This window comes from Stenotrophomonas mori, from assembly GCF_023556335.1.
GTDB classification, from domain to species: Bacteria; Pseudomonadota; Gammaproteobacteria; order Xanthomonadales; family Xanthomonadaceae; genus Stenotrophomonas; species Stenotrophomonas mori.
Window position 1 is genome coordinate 171,321 of sequence record NZ_JAIKTS010000002.1, and the last position, 17,041, is coordinate 188,361.

Below are 17,041 nucleotides of genomic sequence, written 5' to 3' on the forward strand. Positions count from 1 at the left end.
GACCCTTGCACGAAGCTTGCAATGCGCATCCTGCTGATCGAAGACGACCGCAAACTCGCCGAGGGCCTGCTCGGCGCGCTGGCCCAGGGCGGCCACGCCTGCGACCACCTGGACCGCGGCCAGCTGGTGCCGGCGGCGCTGGACGCCGTGGACTACGACCTGCTGATCCTCGACCTGGGGCTGCCCGACGGCGACGGCCTGGACCTGCTGGCGCAGCTGCGCCGCAGCGGCATGGACCGGCCGGTGCTGATCCTCACCGCGCGCGACGGCGTGGAAGACCGCATCCGCGGCCTGGATTCGGGCGCCGACGACTACCTGCCCAAACCCTTCGCGCTGGGCGAGCTGGAGGCGCGGGTGCGGGCCCTGGCGCGTCGCCGCGGCCCCGCGGCCCAGCTGCAGAGCATCGGCCGTCTGGTGTTCGACGCCGGCATCCGCGAACTGCGGCGCGACGACGGCACCCCGCTGGAACTGACCGCCCGCGAGCTGGCGCTGATCGAGATCCTGATGCAACAGCCCGGCCGCGTGGTGTCCAAGCAGCGCCTGTTCGATGCCGTCTACAACTGGGACGCCGACGCCAGCCTGTCGGTGATCGAGGTCCACCTGAGCCGCCTGCGGCGCAAGCTCGGCGACGCCGGCGCCGGTGTCGGCATCCGCATGCTGCGCGGCCTGGGCTACCGGATCGAGGCCACCGCGTGAGTCCCGCACCGTGGCGCCGTCGCGGCGGGCACGCAGGCGACGGCAGCCACAGCCTGCGCTCGCTGCTGCTGCGCCGGCTGTGGCTGCCGCTGCTGCTGCTGCTGCTGGCCAGCGCGGTCGCCTCCTATGCCCTGGCGCGGCATTACGCCGGGCAGGTCTACGACCGCTGGCTGTGGGATTCGGCGATGTCGCTGGCGCAGCTGCTGTACGTGCACGAGGGCGAGACCGCCATCGCCATGACCGACGCCACCGCGCGGATGTTCCGCTGGGATACCGTGGACCAGGTCCAGGGCCAGGTGGTGGACGGCGCCCGCACCCTGTTCGGCGACCACCCCATTCCGGCTCCGGCGCAGGCCGGCGGCGACGGCCCGGTGTACTACGACACCGACGTGGACGGCCAGCCGGTGCGGGCGGTGCAGGTCGCGGTGCCGGTCCCCGGCGCCGCGCAGCCGGTGCGGGTGCGGGTGTCGGAGACCCGGATCAAGCGCCATCGGCTGGAACAGCGGCTGCTGCTCTCCAGCCTGCCGCTGCAGGCGCTGGTGCTGCTGCTGGCGGCGGTCGCGCTGCGCTGGGGCACCGCGGCGGTGGCCGGCAACGTCAACCGTGCCACGCAGCGGCTGGCGGCCTTCGACGTGCACCCGCTGCGGCCGCTGCCGCTGCACGGCGACAGCCCGCGCGAGCTGCAGCCGGCGCTGGACGCCATCAACACCCTGATCGGCCGCCTCGCCGCCACCCAGCAGCAGCAGCAGCGCTTCGTCGCCAATGCCGCGCACCAGCTGCGCACCCCCCTGGCGGCGCTGCAGGTGCGCCTGGACAGCGCCCTGCGCGAGACCGATCCGGACGCGCGCCAGGCCGCGCTCGGTGCTGTGCTCGACGGCCTGACCCGGCTGCACCACCTCACCCACCAGATCCTGATGCTCAACCGCTCCGAGACCGCCGGCAGCGGCAGCGTGCAGCTGCGCCCGCTGGACCTGGCTCAGTTGTGCCGCGACACCCTGGAACGGCATGCCGACCGCGCCATCGCCCAGGGCACCGACCTGGGCTACGACGGACCCGAACAGGGCCTGCAGCTGCTCGGCGAGGCGCAGCTGCTGCGGGAAATGGTCGGCAACCTGATCGACAACGCGCTGCGCTACGGGCGCCGCGACGGCCAGGTGACCCTGAGCCTGTCGCCCTCGCCCCTGACCCTGTACGTGGACGACGACGGCCCCGGCATTCCCGCCGACGAGCACGACCGGGTGCTGGAACGCTTCTACCGGCTGGACACGCAGGGCGACGGCTGCGGCCTGGGGCTGTCCATCGTCAGCGAGATCGCCAACCTGCACGGCGCGCTCTTCCGGCTGGCGCGCTCACCGGCCGGCGGGGTGCGGGCCACGGTGGTGTTCCCGCCGCTGGACGGTCGCTGACGCCGGCGGCTCAGGCGCCGGGAACCGGCAGCCCGAAGAAGCGCCGCGTGGTCGCGGTGGCGTTGGCCGCGGTCCGCGCCACGTCCTCGCCACGGTCGCGCGCCAGCTCCTCGACGATGTGCGGCAGGAACGCCGGTTCGTTGCGGCGGTCCTTGGGCAGCGGCCGCAGCGTGCGCGGCAGCAAGTAGGGCGCGTCGGTCTCGATCATCAGCCGCTCGGCCGGGATGTGCTTCACCAGTTCGCGCAGGTGCGCGCCGCGGCGCTCGTCGCACAGCCAGCCGGTGATGCCGATGTGCCAGTCGCGGTCCAGGTAGTCGAACAGCTCGCGGCGCTCGGCGGTGAAGCAGTGCACCACCGCCGGGCCGAGCCGGCCCTCGAAGTTCTTCATCACCGCCAGGAAATCGTCGTGCGCATCGCGCTGGTGCAGGAACAGCGGCTTGCCCGCGCCATCCACCGCAAGGTCGGCGGCGATCTGCAGCTGGCGCTCGAAGGCCCGGCGCTGTGCCGGGCGCGGGGAGAAATCGCGGTTGTAGTCCAGCCCGCACTCGCCCACCGCCACCACTTCCGGGTGCGCGTGCAGCGCGCGCATCTCCGCGTCGCACTCGTCGGTGTACTCGACCGCGTGGTGCGGGTGCACGCCGGCGGTGGCATACAGCAGGCCGGGATGGCGCCGCGCCAGCGCCAGCGCCATCGGCGAATGCTCGCGGCTGGCGCCGGTCACCACCATCTGCGCCACCCCGGCGGCACGGGCGCGCTCCAGCACCGCGTCCAGGTCGCGTGCGAACGATTCATGGGTGAGGTTGGCGCCGATGTCGATCAGTTGCATGGCTGTTGGCCGGTGGTGCGGAAGCGGAAAGCGCGCATTGTAGGCGGTCATGCCGGTGCGAACCTTTATCCTTGCGCGATGGCACGTCCCGAGTTCCCCATTTCCCCGCTGCTGCCGGCCATCGCCGACAGCCTGGCCGCGCATCCGCGGCTGGTGCTCGAAGCCCCGCCCGGCGCCGGCAAGACCACCCAGGTGCCGCTGGCGCTGCTCGACGCGCCGTGGCTGCAGGGCGGGCGGATCGTGATGCTGGAGCCGCGCCGGGTCGCCGCGCGCAGCGCTGCGCAGTACATGGCCAGGCAGCTGGGCGAGCCGGTCGGCGAGACCGTCGGCTACCGCATCCGCTTCGAGAACAAGGTCTCCGCGCGCACCCGCATCGAGGTCGTCACCGAGGGCATCCTCACCCGCATGCTGCAGGACGACCCCGAGCTTGGCGGACACGGACGGGACCGCGTGGCCGCGCTGCTGTTCGACGAGTTCCACGAGCGCCACCTGGCGGCCGACCTCGGCCTGGCGCTGGCGCTGGACGTGCAAGCCGGGCTGCGCGAGGACCTGCGCATCGTGGTGATGTCGGCGACCCTCGACGGCGAGCGGCTGGCCACGTTCCTCGACGCGCCGCGCCTGTCCAGCGAAGGCCGCGGCTTCCCGGTGCAGGTCGGGCACTTCCCGGCACGCCGCGACGAGGCGCTGGAAGCGCAGGCCCGACGTGCGGTCGAACAGGCACTGGCGGCGCATCCCGGCGACGTGCTGGTGTTCCTGCCCGGTCAGCGCGAGATCGCGCGCGTGCGGGCGGCGCTGGAGCCGCTGCTTCCCGGCGACACCGACCTCCTGGCGCTGCATGGCGACCTCCCCGTCGAGCAGCAGTCGCGCGTGCTGCAGCCCGATCCGGACGGCCGCCGCCGCGTGGTGCTGGCCACCAACGTCGCCGAATCCTCGGTGACCCTGCCCGGCGTACGCGTGGTGATCGACGCCGGCCTGGCCCGCGAGCCGCGCTACGACCCCAACAGCGGGTTCTCGCGGCTGGACGCGGTGGCGATCTCGCAGGCCTCGGCGGACCAGCGCGCCGGCCGCGCCGGCCGCGTCGCCGCCGGCTGGGCGCTGCGGCTGTGGCCGCAGTCGCAACGGCTGGAACCGCAGCGGCGCCCCGAGATGGCGCAGGTGGAGCTGGCCGCGCTGGCCCTGGAACTGGCCGCATGGGGCAGCGACGACCTGCGCTTCGTCGATCCACCGCCGGCCGGCGCACTGGCCGCCGCGCGCGAACTGCTGCAGCGGCTCGGCGCGCTCGACGGCAACGCGATCACCGGCACCGGCCGGCGCCTGCTCGCGCTGGGCACCCACCCACGGCTGGCGGCGATGCTGATCGCCGCGACCGGCCCGCGCGAACAGGCCCTCGCCGCCGACCTGGCGGCCCTGCTGGAAGCACGCGATCCGCTGCGCCAGGGTGGCGACGCCCTGGCCGCCCGCTGGCGGGCGCTGGCCGCATTCCGCAACGGGCGCGCACCACACGACGCCAGCCGCAGCGCCTTGGCCGCCATCGACGCCGCGGCCCGGCAGTGGCGGCGACGCCTGCGCTGTGATGCCACGCCACCGGCCGACATCGAAGCACACGAGCTGGGCGACCTGCTCGCCCACGCTTTTCCCGACCGCATCGCCGCCCGCCACCTCGCCGATCCGCTGCGCTACCAACTGGCCAACGGCCGCAGCGTGCGTCTGTTCGACACCAGCGACCTGCGCGGCGAACCCTGGCTGGTGGTCAGCGAGCTGCGCCACGACGCACGTGATGCACTGCTGCTGCGCGCCGCGCCGGTGGACGAGGCGCGCCTGCGCACCGATTTCCCGCACCGCTTCCACCAGCACGACGTGGTGCGCTGGAACAGCGAACGGCGCGCACTGGAGGCACGCCGCGAATCCGGCTTCGAGCACATCGTGCTGGACAGCCGGCCGGCCGGGAGAGTCGATCCGGCGCAGGCCGCGCGCGCACTCACCGACGCGGTCCGCGAACTGGGCCTGGACGCGCTGCCGTGGACCGGCAACCTGCGGCAATGGCGCCACCGCGTGCAGGGCCTGCGCCACTGGATGCCCGAACTGGGCCTGCCCGACCTCTCCGACACCGCCCTGCTCGCCTCGCTCGACGACTGGCTGCTGCCGGCGTTTGCCGGCAGGACCCGCCTCGACGCCCTCGACGAACAGGCACTCGGCGATGCCCTGCGCTCCGGCATCGACTGGACCGCCCGCCAGCAACTGGACCGCTACGCACCGGTGCGCATCAGCGTGCCTTCCGGCATCGACCGCACCATCACCTACGCCATGGACGACGACGGCAGCACCCCGCGCCCGCCGGTGCTCGCGGTGAAGCTGCAGGAACTGTTCGGCCTGGCCGACACCCCGCGCATCGCCGACGGCCGCGTGCCGCTGTTGCTGCACCTGCTTTCCCCGGGCGGCAAACCGCTGCAGGTCACCGGCGACCTGCGCAGCTTCTGGCAGAACACCTATGCGGAGGTGAAGAAGGAGATGAAGGGAAGGTATCCCAGACATCCGTGGCCCGATGACCCCTGGAGCGCAACGGCGACACATCGCGCAAAACCACGCGGGACGTGAAGGATCATCTCCCGTGGCGACGGTGAAAGACGACCGGACTGCGGACTCATGCCCGGCGCGGCCCGACGATCCCTGGAGCGCGACCGCCACACATCGCGCAAAACCGCGCGGGACGTGAAGGATCATCTCCCGTGGCGACGGTGACACATGGCGGGACTGCGACCGGACGCCCCTTGCAGCGCGACCCCCTGTAGAGCGGGGCCCCGCCCCGCTAGGGGTCTTACCGGGAAGGCCCCGCCGGGCATGGCTCGGCGCTATGGAGCATCGCGATTGCCCTCGCCGCACACGCCCGCGCGGTGCAGCTGGACGCCCCTTGCAGCGCAAGCCCCTGTAGAGCGGGGCCCCGCCCCGCTGGGGGTCTTGCCGGGAAGGCCCCGCCGGGCATGGCCCGGCGCTACGGAGCATCGCGATTGCCCTCGCCGCACACGCCCGCGCGGTGCAGCTGGACGCCCCTTCCAGCGCAATCCCGTGTAGAGAGGGGCCCCGCCCCGCCGGGGGTCTTGCCGGGAAGGCCCCGCCGGGCATGGCCCGGCGCTACGGAGCATCGCGATTGCCCTCGCCGCACACGCCCGCGCGGTGCGGCTGGACGCCCCTTCCAGCGCAATCCCGTGTAGAGCGGGGCCCCGCCCCGCTGGGGGGTCTTGCCGGGAAGGCCCCGCCGGGCACGGCCCGGCGCTACGCAGCATCGCGATTGCCCTCGCCGCACACACCCGCGCGGTGCGGCTGGACACCCCCTGCAACGCAACCTCCTGTAGAGCGGGGCCCCGCCCCGCTGGGGTTTTGCCGGGAAGGCCCCGCCGGGCACGGCCCGGCGCTACGCAGCATCGCGATTGCCGGGGCCGCGGAAGACCGCGGCCTGGACCGCTCCGGCAATGGCGGGTCGGTTCCCGGCTAACATTCCCTGCACGCCGCCCCCGCGACACTGCGGGCCTGCCCCTGCGAACCTTCGAGGACTCCCCCATGAGCAAGTTCAGCGACATCACCGGATCGGCCCTGGAGCGGGCCATGGAACTGGCCGGCCATGCCGGCGACAGCCTCAAGAGCGGCGGCTCGAACGCGGCCGAATGGCTCAAGGCCGGTGCCGCGATCGGCGCGATGAAGACCGGCGGCCGGGCCGTGGGCCGGGTGGCACGCCGCAACCCGACCGCGACCCTCGCCGTGGCCGCGGTCGGCTTGGGCCTGATCGGCTACGCGGTCTACCGCAAGAACAAGCGCGACAACGCCGCCATCGAGGCCCGTTCGCAGCAGATCGCCCAGCGCCGCCGGGCATCGCCGTCGGTGGTGGACGAAACCAGCGATATCGGCAGCGATACCTGACACGCCGCGCGCCTCCTGCGCCGGCCCGGCACCCGCGCGCGGGCCCGCACCGGCTCAGGCCGGTGCGCGGTGTGCATCCAGCATCCGCCACTGCCCCGGCTGCAGGCCCTCCAGCGCATGCGTGCCCATGGCCGCACGCACCAGCCGCAGCGTCGGCAGGCCGACCGCCGCGGTCATCCGCCGCACCTGGCGGTTGCGGCCCTCGCGCAGGGTGAGCGCCAGCCAGGCATCCGGCACGGTCTTGCGGAAACGCACCGGCGGATCGCGCGGCCACAGCGCCGGCGGCGCCTGCAGCAGCTGCACCCGCGCCGGCAGGGTCGGTCCATCGTTGAGCTGCACGCCCTCGCGCAGCGCCTGCAGCCGGTCCGCGGTGGGCGTGCCCTCGACCTGCGCCCAGTAGGTCTTGTCCTGCTTGTGCCGCGGATCGGTCAAGCGGTGCGCCAGGCCACCGTCGTCGGTGAGCAGCAGCAGTCCTTCGCTGTCGTAGTCCAGGCGGCCGGCCGCGTAGACCCCTTTCGGCAACCCGAAACCGGCCAGCGTCGCGCGGGGCGGCTGGCTGCGGTCGGTGAACTGGCACAGGACGTTGAAGGGCTTGTTGAAGGCGATCAGCATGGCGGCCTACGGGAAAACGGACACAGGGGCGGCCGCGGGCGGGCAGCCGCCCGGCAGGCCCCGCCGGCTCAGCTCCGGCCCGGCTTCACGAAGCGCAGCGTCATCCGGTCGCTCTCGCCGATGGCCTGGTAGCGCGCGGCGTCGACAGCGTCGTGGTTGTTGGACGGTGGCAGCGTCCACACCCCGTTGGGATGCTCCCTGGCATCGCGCGGATTGGCGTTGACCTCGCTGCTCTCCGCGAGCCGGAAACCGGCCGCCTCGGCCAGCGCGATCACCTGCGCCTGGCCGACATAGCCGCTCTTGTCGTCGGCCGGGACGTCGGCCTTGGCACGGTGTTCGACCACGCCGAGGACGCCGCCGGGCCGGAGCACGGCGAAGAAGGCACGGAACAGGCCCTCGGCCTGGCCGCTGGCGCGCCAGTTGTGGACGTTGCGGAAGGTCAGCACCGCATCGGCCGAATCCGGCGCGCCCAGGACCGGTGCCGCCGGGTCGTAGGCGACCGTGACCGCCTGGTCGAACAGCGCCGGCGCATCGGCGAAGAGCGTCTGCAGCCCGGCGCGGGCGCGCTGCTGGTAGTCACGACCGCCGCCGGGCGGCAGCGCGTCCGGGTCGACCACCGCCGCCACGTAGCGCCCCTGGCCGCGCAGGTACGGCGCGAGGATCTCGGCGTACCAGCCGCCACCCGGGGTGATCTCGATCACCGTCTGGTCGGGCCGCAGGCCGAAGAACGCCAGTGTCTGCACGGGATGCCGGTAGCGGTCGCGGGCGACGTTCGCGGCGCTGCGCCAGTCGCCTGCGACCACCGCCTGCAGCGCGTCGGTGCCGGCGGGCGATGCGGGCGCCGTGGCCGGCCGTGCGGAAGCCGGCAGCGCGGCGAACAGCAGGCAGGCGGCCCAGTGGGCGGTGATCTTCATGGCAGGCTCCATGGCTGGTGTGCGGCGAGCCTAGCATGCGCGCCGGCGACCGCCGGCCGGTGGGCCGCGGCCCAGGCGGGATGTGATGCGCAACGCTGTTTTCACCTCCCTGCTACGGAACCGACACACCCGGCGTCTATGCTGTAGGGCCGGATGACAAGGAGGTGCGCATGACCCGATTCCGCGAACTCGGCCGTTCCGGCCTGCAGGTCGGCCCCATCGCCTTCGGTGGCAACGTTTTCGGCTGGAGCGTGGACGAGAAGACCGCGTTCACCCTGCTCGACGCGTTCGTCGAGGCCGGCTTCAACCTGATCGACACCGCCGACGTCTACCCGGCCTGGGTGCCCGGCAACCAGGGCGGCGAGTCGGAGACCATCATCGGCCGCTGGCTCAGGCACAGCGGCAAGCGCAGCCAGGTGGTGGTCGCCACCAAGGTGGCCAAGTGGGCCGACCGCCCTGGGCTGTCGGCGGCCAACATCGACGCGGCCATCGACGATTCGCTGCGCCGCCTGCAGACCGACGTGGTCGACCTCTACCAGGCCCACGAAGACGATGAATCGGTGCCGCTGGAAGAGACCCTCGGCGCCTTCGCGCGCCTGATCGACGCCGGCAAGGTGCGCGCCATCGGCGCCTCCAACTACCGCGCCGCGCGCCTGCGCGATGCCTTGAAGGTGTCGGCCGACTACCACCTGCCGCGCTACGAGAGCCTGCAGCCGGAGTACAACCTCTACGACCGCGCCGGCTACGAAACCGGACTCGAACCGCTGGCACGGGAGCAGGGGCTCGGCGTGATCGGCTACTACGCGCTGGCCAGCGGCTTCCTCAGCGGCAAGTACCGCAGCGCCGAGGATGCCGGCAAGAGCGGCGCGCGCGGCGCCAAGGTGGTCGCGCAGTACCTCAATCCGCGCGGGCAGCGCATTCTCGACGCGCTCGACGATGTCGCCGCCACCCACCGCGCCACCCCCGCGCAGGTGGCGCTGGCCTGGCTGATCGCACGGCCCGGGATCACCGCGCCCATCGTCAGCGCCACCGGCGTGGAGCAGCTGCACGAGGTGCTGGCCGCGGCCCGACTGGCGCTGTCGCCGCAGGACGTGGCCCAGCTCGACGCCGCCAGCGCCGAATCCGCCTGAATGCGGCGCGGGTTGAATCCCGCGCCGCCCCGGCCGTAGCATCGCCCTCGCAGGGACCCGCCCGCGACCGGAGACCGCTCATGCCGCATCCGCATCCCGACGACCCGCACGGCTTCGACCTGGATGCCGAGCTCGAGTACTGGCGCGCCGTGCACGCCATCGGCCGGCTCGGCCACCACGACTTCGACCAGTACCGGCACCTGCTGCGGATGGGCCTGGAGGTCTACCGCGCCTGGCCCGATGCCAGCGAGGAGCAGCGCTACCGCGTGCTTCAGGACAGCTACCACCGGCGCGCGCCGGGCCTGGCGGTAGCGTGGGACGAAGCACGCTGGCTGGTGCGCCATGCCTGGCAGCACGCCGGACAGGCGCGCGCGCTGCACTGAGCGGCGCGCGCCTCAGTCCGCCGCCAGCAGCCAGCCGCGCAGGGCGGCACTCACCGCCTCCGGCTTCTCCATCGGCGCCAGGTGCCCGCAGGCGGGGATCACCACCAGCCGCGACTGCGGCACCAGCGCGTGCATCTCCTCGCTCACCGCCGGCGGGGTGATGCGGTCGTTGGCCCCGCACACGATCAGCAGCGGATCGCGGTAGCCGGCGAGCACGTCGCGCCCCTCCACCCGCTCCAGCGCGCTCTGCCGCAGGAACACCTCCGCGCCCAGGCGCGCGGTCATGGCACGCACGCGCTGCACCAGCCCGTGGTCGCCCAGCCGCGAGGCATCGATGTAGCTGCGCATCAGCGTGTCGCCGAACCCATGGAACCTGCCGGGCAGGCGCACGCTGGCCCGCTGCGCGCGGCGCTGCGCCGCCCGCTCCGGCGAATCGGCATGCATCGAACTGCCGACCAGCGCCAGCCGCCGTACGCGCCCGGGCGCGATGCGCAGGATCTGCTGGGCGACGAAACCGCCGAGCGAGAACCCGGCCAGTGCGAACCGTGGCGGCGCCTGCGCCAGCACGTCCTCGGCCACCGCCCGCAGGGTGTGGCCGCGGGTCTGGTCGCCGACCGTGCAGTCGGCGATGTCGGACAGGTCGGCCAGCTGCGCGCGCCACAGTTCGGCATCGTTGAGCAGCCCGGGCAACAGCAGCAGCGGGATCTTGCCGGGTGCGTGCCCGGCGGTGGTGGCGTCCATGCCGCCATTGTCGCGCCGCACGCCGGCTTCGGGTACCGCCGGGCCGTGGATCGCGCGGGGCTGCCCGCGCACGGGTCAGGCCGGGGTCGCGGTCCGCACCGGCAGGGTGACATGCATGAGACTGGGATCGTCGACGTCGGAGCGGACCTTGAAGCCCAGCGTCCGGCACATCGCCAGCATGGTGCTGTTCTCGCGCAGCACCTGGCCCTCGACCACGTTCAGGCCCTGCCAGCGCGCGTACTCGATCATGATCTGCATCAGCTTCCAGCCGATCCCGTGGCCCTTGAGGTCGGAGCGGATCAGGATGCCGTACTCGCCGCGGTCGTAGTCGGCGTCGGCATGCAGGCGCACCGCCCCGAGCATTTCGCCGGTCGGCGGATCGATCGCCACCAGCGCGATCGAGCGCGCGTAGTCGAGCTGGGTCAGGCGGGCGATGAACTCATGGCTGAAGTGGCGGACCGACTGGAAGAAGCGCAGCCGCAGGTCGTCGTCGCTGACGCGCGCGAAGAAGGCGCGGAACAGCGCGTCGTCCTCCGGGCGTACCGGGCGCACGAAGGCCGTGCCGCCGTCGGCCAGGGCGATGCGGCGTTCCCATTCGGTGGGATAGGGAAAGATCGCGAAGCGCGGGTGGCCACGGCCCTTGTGCAGCCGCCGCGCCGGGGCGATGGCGATGCGCGCGTCCAGCGCCATCACGCCACCGGCATCGGCCAGCAGGGGGTTGAGGTCCAGGCCGCGGATCTCCGGGATGTCCGCGGCCAGCTGCGCCAGCTTGACCAGCACCAGCGCCACCGCGCGGACGTCGGCGGCCGGCACGTCGCCGTAGGCGGCGAGGATGCGCGATACCCGGGTACGGCCGATCACTTCGTGCGCCAGGCGCAGGTCCAGGGGCGGCAGCGCCAGGGTCTTGTCGTCGATCACCTCCACCGCGGTGCCGCCACGGCCGAACACCAGTACCGGGCCGAACACCGGGTCGTCGGCGATCCCGGCGATAAGCTCGCGCGCCTTGGGCCGCACCAGGGTCGGCTGCACCAGCAGGCCGTCCAGACGCGCCTGCGGCCGCAGCGTGCGTGCGCGCTCGAGGATCGAGGCCGCCGCCTGCTGCACCGCCTGCAGGGTACCCAGGTTCAGACGCACGCCATCGACGTCGGACTTGTGCGGGATGTCCGGCGAGAGCACCTTCACCGCCACCGTCGCGCCCTGCTCGAGCAGCGGCTGCGCCAGTTCCATCGCCTCCTGCGGGTCGCGCGCGACCATCACCGCCAGCGAGGGAATGCCGTAGGCCTCCAGCAGCGCATGCGTGGCCACCGGGTCCAGCCACTGCTGGCCCTTGGCCAGCGCCGCGTCGACCAGCGCGCGCGCGGCGCGCGCATCGACCACGAAATCGGCCGGCAGGCTCGGCGGCGTCTCCATCAGCGCCGCCTGCGCCTTGCGGTAGCGCACCAGGTGCTGGAAGCCGCGCACCGCCTCGGCCTCGCTCGGATAGGTCGGCACCCGCGCGGTGTTGAGGGTGGCGGTGGCCTGCTCGTCGTTGCCCAGCCAGACCGCGAACACCGGCTTGTCGCGGAGCGGGTGCGGGCACTGGCCCAGGGTCCGGGTCAGCGCCTGGGCGGCCTCCACCGACGAAGTGAAGGCGGTCGGCACGTTGATCACCAGCAGCGCATCGTTGCCGTCGTCGGCCAGCAGCGCCTCCACCGCCGCGGCGTAGCGCTCGCCGCCGGCGTCGACCACGATGTCCACCGGGTTGTCGCGCGACCAGCCCTGCGACAGCGCGCGGTCCAGGCGGTCGACGGTTGCCGGCGACAGCGTCGCCAGGGTGCCGCCGAGCGCCTGCAGCTGGTCCACCGCCAACCGGCCGATGCCGCCGCCGTTGCTGAGGATCGCCAGCCGGTGGCCCGGGAACGTGCCCCGCCGGCCCAGCGTCTCGGCCGCGGTGAACAGCTCGTCCAGCGCGCCCACCCGCAGCAGCCCGGCGCGGTTGAAGGCCGCGCCGTAGACCGCATCGGATGCGGCCAGGGCCTGCGAATGGGTCTCCGCGCGGGCATCGGCGGTGCGCGGCTGGCGCCCCGACTTGACCACCACCACCGGCTTGGCGCGCGCCGCGGCGCGTGCCGCGGACATGAACTTGCGCGCGTCGCTGATCTGGTCGACGTAGAGCAGGATCGCGCGGGTGCGGTAGTCGGCCGCGAAGTGGTCCAGCAGGTCGCCGAAATCCACGTCCAGCGCATCGCCCAGCGACACCACCGCGGAAAAGCCGATCGAGCGCGCCGCGCCCCACTCCACCAGTGCCGCGGCGACGGCGCTGGACTCGGAGATCAGCGCCAGGTCGCCGGCCAGCGGCGTGCGCGCGGCGATGGAGGCGTTGAGCCGCGCATGCGGCGCGATCACCCCCAGGCAGTGCGGCCCCAGCACGCGCATGCCCTTCGGCCGCGCCGCGGCCTCCACCTGCGCGGCCAGCGAGCCCGGTCCGCGCCCCAGGCCGGCGGTGAGGATGATGGCCGCGGCCACGCCGAGCTCGGCCGCCGCCGCCACCACCTGCGTCACCTTCGCCGGCGGCGCGGTGATCACCACCAGGTCCGGCACCCAGGGCAGGTCCTTGAGCCGCTTGACCGTGCGCAGGCCGTCGATCTGCGCATGGCGGGGGTTGACCCAGCCGATCTGGCCGGCGAACCCGGCCTCGCGCAGGTTGCGTACCACCGCGCGGCCGGCCGAGCGCGCGCGCGGACTGCCGCCGACGACGGCCACGGAGCGGGGACGGAACACGGTCTGCAGGTGGTAGGTGCTCATCGCGGTGCCGGCAACGGGAACGCGACCAAAGGTACACGCGTCGCGATGCGCATGGCATGAGCGTGATCAAGCGGCCGTCCGCCGCCTGGGCGGACGGCCCGCCGCGGCGCTACAGCAGGGTTCCGCCGAGGATCGCCGCGGCGATGCTGAAATAGATCACCAGCCCGGTCACGTCCACCAGCGTGGCCACGAACGGCGCCGACGCGCTGGCCGGGTCGAAGCCCAGGCGCTTGAGCACGAACGGCAGCATCGCGCCGGACAGCGAACCGAAGGTGACGATGCCCACCAGCGCCGCGCCGATGGTCACCGCCAGCAGCTGCCAGTGCTCGCCGTAGTCGTGCAGCCCGGCCAGCTGCCAGACGCTGATGCGGATGACCGCCAGCACCCCGAGGATGGTGCCCAGCACCACCCCGGTGGGCACCTCGCGCACGGCCACCTTCCACCAGTCGCGCAGGCGCAGCTCCTGCAGCGCCAGCGAGCGGATCAGCAGCGAAGTCGCCTGCGAACCGGAGTTGCCGCCGGAGCTCATAATCAGCGGGATGAACAGCGTCAGCACCACCGCCCGCGCCAGCGCGTCCTCGTAGTGCTGCATCGCGCTGGCGGTGAGCATCTCGCCGAGGAACAGCACGCTCAGCCAGCCGGCGCGCTTGCGGATCATGTCGAGGAAGCCGATCTGCATGTAGGGCCGGTCCAGCGCCTCGACGCCGCCGAACTTGTGCACGTCCTCGGTGGATTCGTCGATCAGCGCGTCGAGGATGTCGTCGACGGTGACGATGCCCAGCAGCTGCCGTTGCGCGTCCACCACCGGGATCGCCAGCAGGTCGTGGCGGCGGATCAGCTGCGCGACCTCCTCCTGGTCGAGCAGGGCGCCGACGGTCACCGGCGGATTGACCTGGGCGACATCGAGGATGGGGTCGTCCGGCGCGCCGGTGATCAGCCGGCGCATGGTCACCACCTGCTGCAGCTGGCCGGTGTCCGGATCGAGCACGTAGATCGCGTAGACGGTCTCGCGGTTGCGTTCCACTTCGCGGATGTGCTGCAGGGTCTGGCCCACGGTCCAGTCGGCGGGCACGCTGACGAACTCGGTGGTCATCAGCGCGCCGGCGGTGTTGGGCGGGTAGCTGAGCAGCAGCTGGATGGAGCGGCGCGCCTCCGGGTCCAGCAGCGGGATCAGCCGCGCGCGCGCGTCCTGGTCCAGCTCGTGGACGATGTCGGTGGCGCGGTCGTCGGCCATCAGGCCCAGCAGCGCCGCGGCACGCGCCGGCGGCAGCGCCGCGACCAGCTCGGCGGCATGCTGCAGTTCCGGGGCCTCCAGCAGCTTGACCGCGCGGGGCAGCGGCAGCGACGCCAGGGTCGCCGAGGCGCGCTCGCGCTCGAGGTGGTTGAGGTAGACCACGGCGTCGGCGGTGTTGAAGCCCGCCAGCGGCGCGCCCAGTACCGAGGCATCCGCCCGGGGACGCAGGAGTTGTTTCTGGTTCATGGTGATTCGCCTCTACCGGGTTGCGGCCGCAACGCCTGCGCCAGGCGAACCGGCCCTTCAGGCGGTCGCCGTCGCCGGCATCGAACAGGATCGACGTCTACTGTCGCTGGACATGGGTGGGACTCCGAAAGGGTGCTGCGCGGCGTCGGCCGGCAGCCAGGCGAGTCTGCCGCCGCGTCGCGATCGCGGTCAAGCGGCAGCAGGTGAAATTCCCACGCCGGCCGCCGCGCGATACTCTTTGCAGGCGCGTCGGCGCCCGGCCATCGGCGGCCCGGGCGCGGCGCTTTCCTTCGATGCGACCCGGGTGCGATGCCAATGCAGGGCGGCGGTCTGGAACTGGCTCTGGTGCTGCTGCTGGCGGCGGTGGTCGCCGTGCCCGTGTTCAAGCGCTTCGGCCTGGGCGCGGTGCTGGGCTACCTGGCCGCCGGCGTGATGCTCGGGCCGCACGTGCTGGCCTTCGTGCACGACGCCGAACGCATCCTCAACGCCGCCGAGATCGGCGTGGTCATGCTGCTGTTCCTGATCGGGCTGGAGCTGTCGCCGGCGCGGCTGATGGTGATGCGGCGCCCGGTGTTCGGCGGTGGCACGCTGCAGGTGCTGGTCAGTGCCGGCCTGCTCGGCGGGCTGTTGCTGCTGCACCATTTCCACTGGAAGAGCGCGCTGGTGGTCGGCACCGCACTGGCGCTGTCCTCCACCGCCATCGGTCTGCAGCTGCTGTCCGAGCACAAGGCGCTCAACAGCGACTATGGCCGCTTCGGCTTCGCCATCCTTCTGTTCCAGGACCTGGCGGCGATTCCGCTGCTGGCGGCGATCCCGCTGCTGGGCGGCATCCGCAACCAGACCCTGACCTGGCAGCATGTCGCCAGCGCCCTGGGCGCGCTGGCGGTGGTGATCCTGCTGGGCCGGCCGCTGCTGCGGCACCTGTTCGGTACGGTCGCGCGCACGCGCATGCCCGAGGTGTTCACCGCCAGTGCGCTGCTGGTGGTGCTGGGCACCGCATGGCTGATGCAGAAGGCCGGCCTGAGCCCCAGCCTGGGCGCCTTCCTGGCCGGCGTGCTGCTGGCCGACTCCGAATATCGCCACGAGATCGAATCGCAGATCGAGCCGTTCAAGGGGCTGCTGCTGGGGTTGTTCTTCATCGCCATCGGCATGAGCATCGACCTGGCGCGCATCGCCGCCGAGCCGGCGCTGATCGCGCTGGGCGTGGGCCTGCTGCTGGCGGTCAAGTTCGGGGTCCTGGTGCTGGTCGGCCTGGCCGCGCGCATGCCCCTGCGCAGTGCGCTGATGCTGGGCAGCGTGCTGTGGCTGGGCGGCGAGTTCGCGTTCGTCGTATTCAACGAGGCCGAGCGCGCGCGCCTGCTGGACCGCGTCGACCACGACCGCCTGGTGGCCATCGTCAGCCTGTCCATGGCGCTGACGCCGGTGCTGATGATCGGCCTCAAGCGCCTGCTGCGCCTGCGCGCGCCGAGCGCCCCGGCCCGGCCCGCACCGGACAACCTGAGCGAGGTCCCCGCCCAGCACCCGCAGGTGCTGATCGCCGGCATGGGCCGCTTCGGCCAGGTCGTGGCGCGCTTGTTGACCGCCCGCCACATCCCGTTCGTGGCACTGGAGGCCGATCCGGACACGGTGGAGGACCTGCGCCGCTTCGGCAACCACCTCTACTACGGCGACCCGACCCGGCCGGACCTGCTGCGCGCCGCCGGCGGCGACCAGATCCGGGTGTTCGTGATGGCCATGGACGATCCCGACACCAACCTGCGCGCGGTGCGCCTGATCCGCCGGCTGTATCCCCAGGCCCGGGTGCTGGCGCGCGCGCGCAACCGCCAGCACGCCTGGAAGCTGATGGACATGTCGGCCGAGCCGTTCCGCGAGGTGTTCGGTTCCAGCCTGGAGATCGGCGAGCGCGTGCTCACCGCCCTGGGGATCCCGGCGGCCACGGCCCAGGAACACGTGCGCCGCTTCCGCGCGCACGATGAGCAACTGCTCAAGGCCCAACACCTGGTGTACGACGACGAGGCCGCGGTGATGCAGACCTCGCGCGATGCCCGCGCCGACCTGATGCACCTGTTCGAGGCCGATGCCGGCGACGGCGACAGCGAGCCCCCCGCGGACCCCGCGCCCGCCCGCGGCGACTAGCGGCGCGAACCCAGCACGCTG

Annotated in this window: 13 protein-coding genes; 7 read left to right on the forward strand and 6 right to left on the reverse strand. The window is 72.9% G+C overall.

The window, feature by feature from the left end:
• The first annotated feature begins 21 nt into the window (after positions 1 to 21).
• Together K5L01_RS08420 and K5L01_RS08425 are read left to right on the forward strand one after the other, a co-directional pair.
• Positions 22 to 696, forward strand: coding sequence for a response regulator (locus K5L01_RS08420; RefSeq protein ID WP_250063823.1), 675 nt, complete (start codon positions 22 to 24; stop codon positions 694 to 696).
• Positions 693 to 2,102, forward strand: coding sequence for a sensor histidine kinase (locus K5L01_RS08425; protein ID WP_250063825.1), 1,410 nt, complete (start codon positions 693 to 695; stop codon positions 2,100 to 2,102). The genes K5L01_RS08420 and K5L01_RS08425 overlap by 4 nt, the downstream gene beginning before the upstream one ends.
• 10 nt (positions 2,103 to 2,112) lie before the next feature.
• Here K5L01_RS08425 and K5L01_RS08430 read toward each other — a convergent pair whose 3' ends face one another.
• On the reverse strand, positions 2,113 to 2,928 hold the full coding sequence (locus K5L01_RS08430; RefSeq protein ID WP_250063827.1) for a TatD family hydrolase: 816 nt from the start codon (positions 2,926 to 2,928) through the stop codon (positions 2,113 to 2,115).
• Positions 2,929 to 3,006: 78 nt separating this feature from the next.
• On the opposite strand from K5L01_RS08430, the gene hrpB reads away from it, so the two are divergent.
• Both hrpB and K5L01_RS08440 read left to right on the forward strand, forming a co-directional pair.
• Positions 3,007 to 5,523 carry an ATP-dependent helicase HrpB gene (hrpB, locus tag K5L01_RS08435; RefSeq protein WP_250063829.1) on the forward strand — a complete coding sequence of 839 codons (2,517 nt, stop codon included), beginning with the start codon at positions 3,007 to 3,009 and terminating at the stop codon, positions 5,521 to 5,523.
• Between the two features lie 960 nt (positions 5,524 to 6,483).
• Entirely contained in the window at positions 6,484 to 6,840 is a 357-nt protein-coding gene (locus tag K5L01_RS08440; protein ID WP_250063831.1) for a hypothetical protein, read from the forward strand.
• A gap of 54 nt (positions 6,841 to 6,894) precedes the next feature.
• Here the strand turns inward: K5L01_RS08440 and K5L01_RS08445 are convergent, their stop codons facing one another.
• The gene (locus K5L01_RS08445) at positions 6,895 to 7,452 is read right to left on the reverse strand and encodes a pseudouridine synthase (RefSeq protein ID WP_250063833.1); all 558 of its coding nucleotides are present in this window, start codon (positions 7,450 to 7,452) and stop codon (positions 6,895 to 6,897) included.
• Positions 7,453 to 7,520: 68 nt separating this feature from the next.
• Entirely contained in the window at positions 7,521 to 8,366 is an 846-nt protein-coding gene (locus K5L01_RS08450; protein ID WP_250063835.1) for a class I SAM-dependent methyltransferase, read from the reverse strand.
• Positions 8,367 to 8,536: 170 nt separating this feature from the next.
• On the opposite strand from K5L01_RS08450, the gene K5L01_RS08455 reads away from it, so the two are divergent.
• Both K5L01_RS08455 and K5L01_RS08460 read left to right on the forward strand, forming a co-directional pair.
• Positions 8,537 to 9,496: an aldo/keto reductase gene (locus tag K5L01_RS08455; RefSeq protein WP_250063837.1), complete on the forward strand. Its 960-nt coding sequence runs from the start codon at positions 8,537 to 8,539 to the stop codon at positions 9,494 to 9,496.
• An 80-nt stretch (positions 9,497 to 9,576) separates the two neighbouring features.
• The gene (locus K5L01_RS08460) at positions 9,577 to 9,879 is read left to right on the forward strand and encodes a hypothetical protein (RefSeq protein ID WP_250063839.1); all 303 of its coding nucleotides are present in this window, start codon (positions 9,577 to 9,579) and stop codon (positions 9,877 to 9,879) included.
• A gap of 12 nt (positions 9,880 to 9,891) precedes the next feature.
• On the opposite strand, the gene K5L01_RS08465 is transcribed toward K5L01_RS08460, so the two are convergent.
• The 3 genes from K5L01_RS08465 to mgtE form a co-directional block, all read right to left on the reverse strand.
• A complete protein-coding gene (locus K5L01_RS08465; protein WP_250064151.1) occupies positions 9,892 to 10,620 on the reverse strand; it encodes an alpha/beta fold hydrolase in 729 nt (242 codons plus the stop codon).
• A gap of 75 nt (positions 10,621 to 10,695) precedes the next feature.
• Complete coding sequence (locus K5L01_RS08470) at positions 10,696 to 13,404, reverse strand: bifunctional acetate--CoA ligase family protein/GNAT family N-acetyltransferase (protein ID WP_250063841.1); 2,709 nt, start codon at positions 13,402 to 13,404, stop codon at positions 10,696 to 10,698.
• Between the two features lie 109 nt (positions 13,405 to 13,513).
• Positions 13,514 to 14,884, reverse strand: a complete 1,371-nt coding sequence (gene mgtE, locus K5L01_RS08475) for a magnesium transporter (protein ID WP_250063842.1) — start codon at positions 14,882 to 14,884, stop codon at positions 13,514 to 13,516.
• A 315-nt stretch (positions 14,885 to 15,199) separates the two neighbouring features.
• Here mgtE and K5L01_RS08480 point away from each other — a divergent pair, with 315 nt between their 5' ends.
• Positions 15,200 to 17,020, forward strand: coding sequence for a monovalent cation:proton antiporter-2 (CPA2) family protein (locus K5L01_RS08480; RefSeq protein ID WP_250063844.1), 1,821 nt, complete (start codon positions 15,200 to 15,202; stop codon positions 17,018 to 17,020).
• The last annotated feature ends 21 nt before the right edge of the window (positions 17,021 to 17,041 follow it).